The 12,158-nt window shown below is 49.9% G+C and carries 12 protein-coding genes; all 12 read right to left on the bottom strand.

The genetic code is table 11. The features are described 5' to 3' along the window. Window positions 1-6: 6 nt before the first annotated feature. Window positions 7-954, bottom strand: coding sequence for a protein kinase (locus tag MKY42_RS00290; protein ID WP_110002343.1), 948 nt, complete (start codon window positions 952-954; stop codon window positions 7-9). Then, window positions 938-1,690 (bottom strand): hypothetical protein, encoded by a 753-nt coding sequence (locus MKY42_RS00285; protein WP_339847897.1) that lies wholly within the window; start codon window positions 1,688-1,690, stop codon window positions 938-940. Before MKY42_RS00285 ends, MKY42_RS00290 begins: the two co-directional genes overlap by 17 nt. An 85-nt stretch (window positions 1,691-1,775) precedes the next feature. Then, window positions 1,776-4,283 (bottom strand): stage II sporulation protein E, encoded by a 2,508-nt coding sequence (spoIIE, locus tag MKY42_RS00280; protein ID WP_339847896.1) that lies wholly within the window; start codon window positions 4,281-4,283, stop codon window positions 1,776-1,778. Window positions 4,284-4,786: 503 nt separating this feature from the next. Next, window positions 4,787-5,314, bottom strand: coding sequence for a S1 domain-containing RNA-binding protein (locus tag MKY42_RS00275; RefSeq protein ID WP_024633724.1), 528 nt, complete (start codon window positions 5,312-5,314; stop codon window positions 4,787-4,789). Window positions 5,315-5,511: 197 nt separating this feature from the next. After that, a complete protein-coding gene (locus MKY42_RS00270) occupies window positions 5,512-5,847 on the bottom strand; it encodes a septum formation initiator family protein (RefSeq protein ID WP_179262243.1) in 336 nt (111 codons plus the stop codon). A gap of 12 nt (window positions 5,848-5,859) precedes the next feature. Continuing rightward, on the bottom strand, window positions 5,860-6,429 hold the full coding sequence (gene yabQ, locus MKY42_RS00265) for a spore cortex biosynthesis protein YabQ (protein ID WP_090905205.1): 570 nt from the start codon (window positions 6,427-6,429) through the stop codon (window positions 5,860-5,862). Continuing rightward, complete coding sequence (yabP, locus tag MKY42_RS00260) at window positions 6,426-6,710, bottom strand: sporulation protein YabP (RefSeq protein WP_053778920.1); 285 nt, start codon at window positions 6,708-6,710, stop codon at window positions 6,426-6,428. The genes yabQ and yabP overlap by 4 nt, the downstream gene beginning before the upstream one ends. A 178-nt stretch (window positions 6,711-6,888) precedes the next feature. Beyond that, window positions 6,889-7,167 (bottom strand): RNA-binding S4 domain-containing protein, encoded by a 279-nt coding sequence (locus tag MKY42_RS00255; RefSeq protein WP_024633720.1) that lies wholly within the window; start codon window positions 7,165-7,167, stop codon window positions 6,889-6,891. After that, on the bottom strand, window positions 7,167-7,439 hold the full coding sequence (locus MKY42_RS00250; protein WP_017691362.1) for an HU family DNA-binding protein: 273 nt from the start codon (window positions 7,437-7,439) through the stop codon (window positions 7,167-7,169). The genes MKY42_RS00255 and MKY42_RS00250 overlap by 1 nt, the downstream gene beginning before the upstream one ends. Window positions 7,440-7,742: 303 nt before the next feature. Further along, a complete protein-coding gene (mazG, locus tag MKY42_RS00245; RefSeq protein WP_090905207.1) occupies window positions 7,743-9,236 on the bottom strand; it encodes a nucleoside triphosphate pyrophosphohydrolase in 1,494 nt (497 codons plus the stop codon). 253 nt (window positions 9,237-9,489) lie between these two features. Next, window positions 9,490-11,283, bottom strand: a complete 1,794-nt coding sequence (locus tag MKY42_RS00240; RefSeq protein ID WP_339852641.1) for a polysaccharide biosynthesis protein — start codon at window positions 11,281-11,283, stop codon at window positions 9,490-9,492. A 192-nt stretch (window positions 11,284-11,475) separates the two neighbouring features. Beyond that, window positions 11,476-12,018 (bottom strand): stage V sporulation protein T, encoded by a 543-nt coding sequence (spoVT, locus tag MKY42_RS00235; RefSeq protein WP_090905211.1) that lies wholly within the window; start codon window positions 12,016-12,018, stop codon window positions 11,476-11,478. Window positions 12,019-12,158: the final 140 nt, after the last annotated feature.

The raw sequence follows: 12,158 nt of genomic DNA, 5'->3' as shown, positions 1-12,158 counted from the left end.
CACAGGTCAGAATCGTAGTGCATAGATGAGTACCCCAATAAGTAATATAACGGATACAGCAAATGCATTTTTGAGCCAACGCGGTGTTGTACTTTTGGAACGGCGACGAAGAGGAGAAGGACGTGCCATCATCTCTTTCCAGACCTTAGCAGCGTGTCCGGCATCCTGAAACTGACCTCGTAACGCCTGAATAGTCCAGTTTCGAAAGGGGCGAAGACGTTCGCTGCGCTCCACAAGCGCTGTAAGCTGGTTCACACTTCGCAGTTGGGGTAACCCTTCTGCAGCCAGCGCTTTGAGTGCATCAGCTTCAAGTACATGAATCAATAATAGCGCAAAAGCAAACACATCATAGGTACCATCTGCTGTTCGGCTGCCCGCATTCCAGAATCCGCGATCATACCATTCAGTGAACTGCTTGACGCTCCGGCCAATAGAAGTTACTCCACCATAGTCGATAAGTTCTACCTGCCCATAATCCGATACCAGTACATTTTGAGGTTTGAGATCGCCAAACACCCATCCAGCCTGATGCAATTGAGCCAGCTTCTGCAATAGTCTGAGTCCAACCAGAAGTGTCCAATCCGTTCCATGACGCCGAATGAAGTGGTGCAGAGATTCCCCCCGAACGTAACGCATCACATAAAAGGGAATATCACGACCACGAATGGCGTAATCATCCACATCTTTCAGATAAGAAGGAATGCCACTCTGCCGAAGGGCCTCATGATTACGCTGTAATTGAAAAGATTTGAGCACATTAATTTCTGATTGCAGATCTACAGGGTCAAATCCCATTTTAAGCGCATAATGTTTGCCATTCTCACCTCGCTGGACAAGAAAAACGATGCCGTTGGCTCCTTTGCCCAGCAGCTTCCGAATCGTATAACGGCTGCGATTCCATTTCCCAGTGATGACTGTTCCTGGCGGGAAAGAGGCGTCAGACAACGTTGTCACCGAGCATCCCTTCTCTTTCAATGCGATAGTTCCCTTCTATTTCCTGCTGTCCCTCCAGTGTACCATAACGGTAAAAATCAATCACCCTTTGAATCGCAGGACCTGTCGGCGTCGCTCCCTTCATTTGCAAACGTCCAAATAGTGAACGAACACGGCTCAGATCAGCTGTCCAGTCGATGTCCATGACAGCTTCTTCTCCGCTATGTCGTCCAGGAAAATGAAAGACGGAAAGATGGCTCTGACCCATTCGTGCCTGCAGGCTAAGCATTAAATCCCGAATCCCTTCCTCCACAGCAGCAAGCTTCGGCTTCATACTGGCACTTACGTCAATGAGAAGAACGACTTGAAGCGGTGTTGTCTCGGCCATATCATCCATCACTTCAACGACCTGCGCACGTTTAGCAGGTTCAAGGTCTGTTACCGTTTTGGGCTCGTGCTCTCCCAGAATTTGTGTTAACTCTCTATTAACCGCCTGTTGAATGGTCTGAACCACCGTTTTTCTTGTCATCATCTGCATCGTATGCGCAAGCTGCCTGGTGCCTACGATCTGACTGATTCCACCTCCAGCTTTGGCAATATCCTCGATCTCCCGACTACCCAGCTCACCAATGGTTCCATAATCAATAACACCGACCACGTTGACCGTAATTCCCTCTTCACGTGCTTCCGCCGCTGCCAGCACCGGGCTTGCACCTACATTGGAACAACCGTCGGTGATCAACAAGATTTGTTTCATCCGATATCCCTCCGTTTTGGGTTACTCTCCAACTCTATGACTAGCATTGCCAGAATGAAGAGACTTCAAACAGAGGAATATGCAATTAACTAACGGTACGCGGACGCTCCATCCGGCTTATTCCGGGTACTCTCAATGTGGCCCACTCCGGGCGATAATGTTCTATTTTGCCTACAATTACAGTCATATCATCATAGATCTCATGTTGCTGATAACGAATAACACTTTCAAGCAGACAATCCGCTACCTCCTGAGGATCATCACTATCAATTTCCTGAATGAGTCGCTTCATCCATAGTTCTTTATTGACGGCATACCCCGGTGCATCATAGATACCATCTGTCATCATAATTAAAACATCCCCTGGCTGGAGCTGTACGGTTACCAAATCCACCTCAATATCTTTGATAATACCAATCGGCAGATTGCTTGCCGAAACCTGAATAACCTCCTGCCCTCGTTTAATAAAACTTGGAGTCGAGCCGATTTTCATAAACGTGGTCTCTGCCGTATATTCATCGATCAGAGCCATATCCACCGTTGCATACATTTCTTCAGGAGAACGCAGCATCAGAACGGAATTGACCGATTTGATCGCCAGCTTCTCATCCATGCCCGACTGTAACAGCTGCTCCAGTATATTTAGCGCAGCACTGCTCTCCATTCGTGCCCGTTCGCCATTGCCCATGCCATCGCTAAGCGCAACTGCAAATGTGCCATTTCCCAGTTCAACCGTACTGAAACTGTCCCCGGACATCACATCTCCCCCTTTGGCGGCAGCGGCAACACCCGTTGTTATCTCAAACGTTTTGGCAGAGCCGAAGGTGACTGTCGCCAGCCCTTGGCGAGGGTCGAGCATGGACTCATTCAAGACGGCAATATGCTCGTCCAGTACATCTGAGATCAGCGGAGCGATTATTTTCCGGCACTCGTCAAATCCGCGTGTATAGGCATGGACAATCTCAATTTCCACATTCCCCGCTTCCAGATTAATGATTTCAATAGAATGTATGGACAGACCTAACGACTCAAGCGCATCCCGAATCTGTTCCTCCTGCTGTACCATCTCCTCACTTTCCCGTTGAATTTCTTTGGCCAAGTCCTCCATTACCTGGGATACCCCTGATAATTGCTCAGCAACCAGCTGTCGACTATCTATAATCTGACGTTTCCATTGCATGTTATGTTGATGCAGACCATACTGGGCGCGCATCACTTCAAGTACCTCCTCCGGTTTCGCACATACCCTGTTCCATTCCACCGGAATCTGCTTGCCTGACATCTCCGGATTGGCTTCAATGGAACTCATCACATCGGTCATATATTTATAGGTTTGAATAAACTTCGAATCCCAGCACTGCGCCTTCTTAAAGCATCCTGAACATGTGCCTTCGGCTACAGCATTCATGAAATGCTCCATCCCGCCTTCGTTCTGTACCGGCTCCCCCGCGCCGGACATCTGATCGAAGCTGCGTGACAGCTGACGGAATACCTGCGAGAAGCGGGTGACCCGTTCTGCGGTGACATCCCTGATCCGCTTCGCATATTCATGCTGCGACTTCGTATGATCCTGCGTGCCAGGAACATATTTGGATATGGCCGTCAGCATGCTTTTTGGCGTCAGCATAAACAGAACGATCGCTGCACACGTTTCCCATAAAGAATTCATGACATCTCCCGGACCACCCAGATATATGGATAGAATAGAGGAACCCAGCAGCATGCCCAGAGCAACCGCCGTACGTTTTCCTTCCCGAAGCATACCCGCCAGCATGCCAGCAAAAGCAAGCAGACTCATCTGATATACCGCCGACATATCGGCCAAACTCAGAATGAGGCCAGTAATGACCCCAACCGAGGCTCCGAGGGGGGCTCCGCCCACCAGCGCGAAGATCAGAATGAGATACCGGGAGAGCATATGCTCCACAGATAGGGACTGAATTGTCCAGCCCACCGCCCCCGTCATCACGGAAGCCAGCAAGATGATCAGACAGAGGATCTCCTCGTTCTTTAGGTTGAATTTTTTTTTGCGATACGTGAAGATCGGTATGGCCTGTATGAAAACCAGGGTAAGCACAAAGCTGAGTACGGAATCCATCGTAAGCATCAGCATGGCGTACCAGCTGAAAGACGGTCCAATGACGACGGCGAATAACTTGACCATAAAAGTAGTCGTAAACACCATCGTTGGTGCATAAGATAATTCAGCGCGGTCATAAGACTCCAGTCCTCTGAACAACAGATAGAAGATGGCGAGCTCCGAAGCAACAATTAGAGGTACCGGAAATGGGGCGAAGAGGCTCCCTGCCAGCAGCGCGGCTCCTACCGGAATGATGTAATCCCTGCGCATGAAAGCAATAACCGCAAAGTAGGCAATCGCAAAGGGCGATAATTCATTCAGAATCATGGCCTTGCCCAGTAAAAATCCCATAAAGGTAAGAAGCAGCACCCATTTACGTGCAGCAACGATCTGGACGGCCTTGCGGGAGCTAATCCACTGTTTGAGACGTACCGACAGCTCCTCCCGAGCTTCTGTACCTCCTTTACCAGCTTTCATTCCCGGAAATTGAATGACATTCCACTTTTCCATCATCCTCAAGGCACCCCATTCGATTAATTTAATTTTCGTGTTTCGTTCTCGATGGTTCTGATTATAGATAGAATAGAAGACGTAGTTTGTCACAATTGGTGGGTAGGGTCCAAAAACTTTACGACAAAAGAAACAGACGTGGCGCGGTGGTGCGGAACCCCCGGCCTTATTGTGGTTTCATCCATTTGCCACGACCCTTGCCGACAAGGTGCTTGTCTGATTTTGAACGGGACGCGCTTCGTCATCGCCACAATTTGAGCAGGATACCTGTGGAATGCCACGGAAACCTGTCGCTAAAAAATGGTAGACGACAAATGTTCTTATGTACTTTTTTTCCGGCGCAGAAAAACTGGGGATATGGAGCTTCACTTTACAAAAACGGCTATGAATCCGGTTAAATGTCTATATCTGAACAGGTTAGCCTCCAAAATTAAAAACAAACGCAAAAAAACCGCCAGCCCCAAGGCTAACGGTTTTTCTTATATTTTAAATCAGGTTGAACCAGATTACACGCGTTTGGCTCCACGGCCACCACGTTTGCCTTCTGTGTTCTTCTTCAGCGAAGAGATCCGTTCTTCGCTATCTTTCAGGAAGCGTGACATTTTATCCTCAAATGAAGGTTTGCCTGCTGCGGGCTTGAAAGAACGGCCTCCGCGGTCACGGTTAAAACCACCACCACCGCCGCCACGGCCTTGGCCACCACTTGGGCCTCCACCGCTGAATCGTTCGCGATCTCCTCCACTGCGTTCCGGTCTAGGAGCTCTTGGGGGTCTGGACTGTGTTTGTTGCTCAACCGGTTTGTCAACAGCTTGCTTAATGGAAAGCCCAATCTTGCCATCCTTGTCAACGTTGATGACCTTAACGGTAACGAGGTCATTAAGCTTCAGGTGGTCGTTGACATCTTTGACATAATTGTCGGCGATTTCCGAGATGTGAACGAGACCCGTGACACCTCCTGACAGATCCACAAATGCTCCAAAATGCGTGATGCCTGTCACCTTGCCCTCTAACTTGGTGCCCACTTCAATTGCCATAGAATAAAATGATCCTCCCTTAAAAATATACAACCCGATTTTTGAATGCCAAAATCAATGCTGTGCTGATTTAATTATACCTTATGCCGCAAACCAAGGTCAACTGAGCACTACCCCTTAAGATAGCCTATTTTTTCCGGTATAACGGCTTCAGACATATAGATAACAATCCTTGCTCGATAATGAGCCAAATTACATCAGTTCCCTGACTCTTCAACCTGAATTGGTGTTTCTTCAGGCAGATAGTATCCTTTTTTTCGAGCCAGCTGTCCTATGTATTCGGGGTCCTTCAACCGACTGACTTCGTACTTCAATTGATCCAGCTTCTTCTGGGTCTCTTCCTTTGAAGCTTGCTGGGCAGCCAGACGAGAACTCTTGTCCGAAATTTGCGCAGTCTGCACAAGGAACGTATATCCTGCCCATATGATAAATACAACCATAAAGGTCATCCAGAGCATGAGACGCCTTTTGGCACCTGCAGATTTTCCTTGGCCTGCTGGACCTTTTGATTTGCTCATAGGTGTTTTACCCATTATCGGACCTCCTTAAAACCAGCGTTTCCACATCGCTGCGATACTTGAACCCGCACGGATCAGGAAGCGTGGCGTAACCCAATGTTTCAGGATTGGCCTAAACATCCAGCGGAACAACTTGCCGAAAGGTACCAAACATTGCAGCACCAGCTTACCCAGGAATAACAGGATGGCGAGTACAAAACCAATTAATACGCGCACTAGCTTGTATAGTCCTTTAGCGGGCATAACGATCAGGATGTTAAGGATATGTCCACACCAATGAATCAGCGTTCTTGCGAGTTTAATTAACATTACCACAAAACGCTGGGTTGTAACACTTAAAAGCCAAAAATAGAAGCAAACCCCTATAATCAGCCCCAAAAAGACATAAAACCGCAGCTGTCCGTGGTTCCCGGCATACAGCATCCGGAAGACGAACAGCGCGGAAGCGACCCAATATAACAGATCTAGTGTGTGGACGCTCCATCTCGGGAACCGCAGCTGACCGGACAGTACCCGGTAACTGTCGTAGGCCACCCCCATCACGGCTCCCGACATCAGCATCCACAACAATGTGATCCATTGAGTATCCGGACTCATCGGAACATCTTGCCGAACAGGCCTTTACCGTTTTTGGACTGAGAACCGGGGTCCAGATATTGAAGAGAACTGACAGTGCCCTCGATGGATAACAAACCGTCCTCCAGGCTCAGGTTTTTGATATGTAAATTGTGCCCCCGGATGGTCAGATGCCCAAGTTCAGTTTGCAGCAAAAATTCCTCACTGTCGAAGCTCTCCACATTGGAGACACCCGTCAGATCCAGCAGTTTCCGATTCTGCATGCTCAGATGATGCTGTTTCGTCTTACTTTGCTCAACCATGGCATGTACCCCTCCTTCTTAACCCTAGCTTATGGATCAGAAGTGCAGAATAGAACCAAGGTTGGTTGAAAGCAAATGTCCGATTTTTGAGAAACACAAAAACGCCCTTCCCTGTACGGGAAAGGCGTTTCTCTTCATTTTGCAATGAATGTGTACAAAAGTATATCAGGCATCCCTGTTACCAGTTCAGACCGTTATCCTTGGCGATCGGCTCTTCCTTAACCAAGGTGTAGAGGCTGCTCGCCTCATCCTTCTTGGTACTCTCGGCAAGACGCTCCACCTTCACGGTGACCAGCTTTTGACCGAACTGAACCGTAAGCTCATCGCCCACTTTGACAGCGGCGCTTGGTTTCGCTTCACGTCCGTTCACCAGCACACGTCCCTGTTCGGAAACGTCCTTGGCTACGGTGCGGCGTTTAATCAGCCGAGAGACCTTCAGGAATTTATCAAGACGCATTATTTTACGGCTTCTTTAAGTTTGTTGCCTGCTTTGAACGCAGGAACGGTGGACTCAGGAATCACGATTTCATTCCCTGTTTGCGGGTTACGTCCGGTACGACCGGAACGTTTGCGGGTCTCAAAAGTGCCAAAGCCGATCAGTTGTACTTTGTCTCCGCTGGCAAGTGCATCTGTAATTTCTCCCAAAAAGCCGTTCAATACGGACTCAACGTCTTTTTTAGTCAAACCGCTTTTGGTGGAAATGTTGTTAATCAGATCTGTTTTGTTCATTTTTAAAAGCCTCCCAAATTGAAAAAAAAGTATCTGCGAATCCGTGACAACAGATCTGCTGCTGCTGGCTCCGCGCAAGGTTACTACACATGTATTCTGGCTTGGCATCTGAAATCCTGCCTCGGTCTTCGACTTTTTTTCACTTTTTGTCGGTCCTGCCCAAGAACAGTCTAAGTCCAGTACCCGAAACACCTCTCCGTTAATCACACGCTTTCTCGTGCAACCCGTCCGAGATGCTTCGACGACACGATACGCATGATGCAACTAATGATATCGGATCAGCGCCCAAAATGCCAGGACCCTTTACAATCCAGCCTTCTTCGCTGCCTGCCAATATTGCTCCATTTCATCAACATTGCTGTCTGATGGAGTTCTTCCCTGTTCACGCAGACACTCCTCGATATACTGGAAACGCTGAATGAATTTCCGATTGGTGGCGGCAAGCGCCTCCTCCGGATCGGTATCAATAAATCTCGCTACATTGGCAGCTGCAAACAATAAATCACCCAGTTCCAGCTTCCGTTCTTCCGCTGACTGGTTATGCTGCACTGCTTCTTTTAGCTCTGCCAGTTCTTCCTCAATCTTGGCAAAGACACCTTCTACGTCATCCCAATCAAAGCCGACTTTAGCCGCTTTTTTCTGTAATTTGTACCCTTTCATCAAGGCAGGCAAGTCGCGGGGAATTCCGTCCAGCACAGAAGTCTGCTGCAAATCCTGTCCCTTGCGCTTTTTCTCCTCTGCCTTCATCTGTTCCCAGTTTTGCAGCGCTTCATTCGCGTTCTCAGCCTGTTGTTCACCGAATACATGCGGATGACGGAAAATCAGCTTGTCGTTCAACCCTTCGATTACGTCGTACACGTTAAATGTACCAACCTCTTCTTCCATCTGGGCGTGCAACAAAATCTGCAGCAGGAGATCACCCAGCTCTTCCTTCATGTGATCAGGGTCATCTTCATCAATCGTTTCAATGACTTCATAGGTTTCCTCAATCAGGTTTTTACGAATGGACTGGTGGGTCTGCTCCTGATCCCATGGACAGCCGCCTGGACTGCGAAGAATATTCACGATTTCATGCAGTCGTGCGAAGGAGCGCCGACGAAGCGCGTCATCCGTATTTTTGGGCACATATATCAATGAGAGATTACCATACCCTTCAATCCGGTCCAGATCATGCAGCGGCACTTTGTGAATGATTTCCTGTCCCTGCACACCCAAGGCATGTCCGACAAATACCGGATAATCGTCAGGGTAAACATCCATCAGACACAGTTTTACGTCGGAAGCGGTAAACACATCATATACTTGTCCAATCAAGGTATGAAGCTGTGGCTGCACCAGTTCCGTATTGAGACTGCTGGCATCGAGTAGCTGAAAACCTTCAATAGGATCGAATCCAAGTCGAATAAACGCTTCATCCAGAAAGCTCTCCCCACCCATAACTCGCAGCGAAATTCCCATTTGCGGGCAGCGCTCCTTCAACAGGCGTACGCTCGCTTCAGCGACCATGGGATGTCCTGGCACGGCATAAACGATCTCGGTACCTGGCTCGCCCTTGCGTGCGGCCTCAATCAGCCGGTCTGCAATTTCGTCGTACACTTCCGGAAAAGAATCCTTCGCCTCATAAATGGCATCGAAGGATGTCATCTCCAACCCTTCCTGCTTGAGATCATTCAATACGGGATGATCCAGCGTGCGTACATACAGCGTCGCTGCATGTTTCATTTTTTTGATGATCCCTACCGTCAGCTGATCTGCATCTCCAGATCCAAGACCGACTACTGTCAAAGCTGCACTCATCTTTGTAAGCCTCCATCCGAACTATCCTGTTCCGACTCTCCATCCTTGATCATAACCAATCATGGACGGGCCATACATCGTACAGAACAGGGCTCTATAATTACACGTATTATACCAGAATTAGACGTTATCCTATAATTGCATTTGCATATGACACGTTGTGACTTGTCTACCCTCTGCTGCTCCGCTTTAGAATGCGAGAGCGGGGATGAATGGAAGGCGTAGCGCTAAGCGTAGCAGCGCAACGCGAGGGTTAGCGCAGCACACGCAGTCTGCGCAGCAGCTTGGCCAGCATCGGCCCCAGCTTGGGCACGGCCGCCAGCTCTGCGGCGGTCAGCAGCCCCGTCCGGGCCGCGGCCAGCAAGAACACGGCCGTGCCTGCGGCTATGCCCAGCAGGCTTACGCCCATCGCGGCCAGCCGGCGGTCGGCCGCGATACCGACGCCGCCGAGCATCGCTTCGGCGGCCCAGGCCGTGCCTGCCGCCGCCAGGCTCATGGCGGCGATCACCAGCGCCGGCTTCGCCAGGACGGCGCCAGGGGCCGGGCGCAGGGCGACAAGCCGCGCCAGCAGCGCCACATTCAGGCCAGCCGCCAGCATGTAGGCGACTGCGCCTGCGAGGGCCGCGCCGCTGATGCCCAGCGCCGGCACAAGCATGACGTTCAGCAGCGCCTTGACGCCTGCGGCGGCCAGCATGCTGAACGCGGGTGCGCGCACGGCGCCGAGGCCTTGCAGCAGCGCCGCCGCGATAATGCTGACGGTGCTGCCCGCAGCCGTCAGCGCCATGTACCGCAGAGCTTCGGTGCCTGCGGCATCCCCGTACAGCATGCGGTTAATCGGCTCTGCCAGCACCGCCAGACCTGCGGATGCCGCCAGGCCGATCAACCAGAACCAGCGCAGCGCAAGGCCTGCTTGCTGCCTTACGGCTTCTGGCCCGCCTTTCAGCCGGGCTTCGGCCATCGCCGGAATAAAGAGCACAGACAGCGACGTGGCAAGCATCGTCACCAACTGAACCAGCGGCAAACCACGGTTGTAAATGCCGAAGGACACCATGGATTGAAGCTCATCCAACCCTTCTCGTCTTAACAACCGGGGTACCGTAAAGGTATCCACCAGATTCATCAATGGCACGGCCAATGATCCGAGGCAGACCGGAATGGCATAGATCAGCAGTGTCCGCATCCATTCGCCGTTGGATCGCCGCTGTTCATACAGAAGGCTGGTGCTGTCGCTTCGACGCTCTTCCGTTTTCTCCACCTGCACAGCCGAAGATTCTTTTGTGTAAAATTTATTATTACCTCGGTTGTTCCCGTTATCGCCGTGAGATGATTTCCGCATTCCCTCTCTGGCTGGCCCATCTAATTGAGCATCGTTCATAACAGCGAGCCTTTCCCTAATTTTCCGTCGATGATGGTACACATATCCAAGCATCGTAACTAACCCGGCAAACCCTCCTGCCACTGAACCAATCATAGCTCCAGCTGCAATGGCTTCCAATGAAGCGTCCCGCCCCATGAGCCACAACAACAGAACAATCATCACCGTGACCCGAACAGTCTGCTCTACCACCTGGGATACGGCTGTAGGCACCATTTGCTGCAACCCCTGGAAATATCCGCGCAGTCCTGTCATCACCGGTACAAACAGCAATGCCATTGAAGCTGCCCGAATGGACGGTACGACACTTCCGTTTCCAATCAGATCTCCAATAAGCGGTGCACCTATATACATCAACAAAGCCAGCGTCAGGCCAATTCCACCAAGCAGCATCGAGGACAAGCGTATAACCCGTTTCCCCTCCTCCGGTCGACCAAGAGCATTCTGCTCGGCTACGAATTTGGATATAGCGACAGGCAGCCCGGCAGCAGCAATGGTAATGATGAGCATATAGAACGGGTACACCGTATTGTAGATGCCAAAAACACCGTCTCCCCCCAGATTCTGCAGCGGAATCTTCTGAAAAGCACCAATGATTTTGGATATAATGGCGGCAAGCCCAAGCACAAATGCGCCCTGAAGCAATCTTGAGCCTGTAGACGACTGTTTCATATGTCCCTCCTGCGTACGTCCGTGCATTCTTCTCTTCAAACGTATACCTAGCTATTATACCTGTCCAAAGGCGCACAGACTAACCCTTCAAGGCATCCTGCCCTTCAGGACATTATCCACATTGTCTACAGCTTCCCTAAAATGCAAAAACTCCTGGTTGCCCTCTGGGCACCAGGAGTTGATTGCTTGTTTTTATTGCTCCATCTGTTTGCCAAGGAACCCGGCAGCCGTCTCAGACATTTTGACTTCCATCTGAGACATCTTCACCGATTCATCCTTGTTGAAAAGGATAACCGTTCCGATGGGGTCACCACCCGAAATGATTGGGGCGATAACAAAAGATGATAACGTCTCGTCATGATCTTTGCTAAGCTCATAAGAACCATTGTTGGTCTCCATAATCGTCTTCCGGTTTTCCATACAACTCTCCACCAGTTGACCTACCTGCTTGTCCAGATATTCTTTCTTGGAGCCACCTGCTACCGTAATAATCGTATCACGGTCAGAGATCATCGTGACATGGCCTGTACTTTCATACAGCGATTCTGCATATTCTTTAGCAAAATCACCAAGTTCGCCAATCGGCGAGTATTTTTTAAGAATAACCTCTCCATCGCGGTCCACAAAAATCTCAAGTGGATCGCCTTCACGGATACGTAACGTACGGCGGATTTCTTTCGGAATGACCACTCGACCGAGGTCATCAATACGGCGGACAATACCAGTAGCTTTCATTTCACATGTTGCCCCACTTTCTCGAGAAGATTTTTCAACTACTGTTCCTTAATGGGTAGAGGAAAGTCCCAGAACGTTTAGTGTGATATCTTGACCATAGTATTCATCTGTTCCCATTTCCTTATACATACTTTGGAGAA

This window comes from Paenibacillus sp. FSL W7-1088, from assembly GCF_037969855.1.
GTDB lineage: Bacteria > Bacillota > Bacilli > Paenibacillales > Paenibacillaceae > Paenibacillus.
This window is presented reverse-complemented; position numbering and strand designations above follow the sequence as displayed.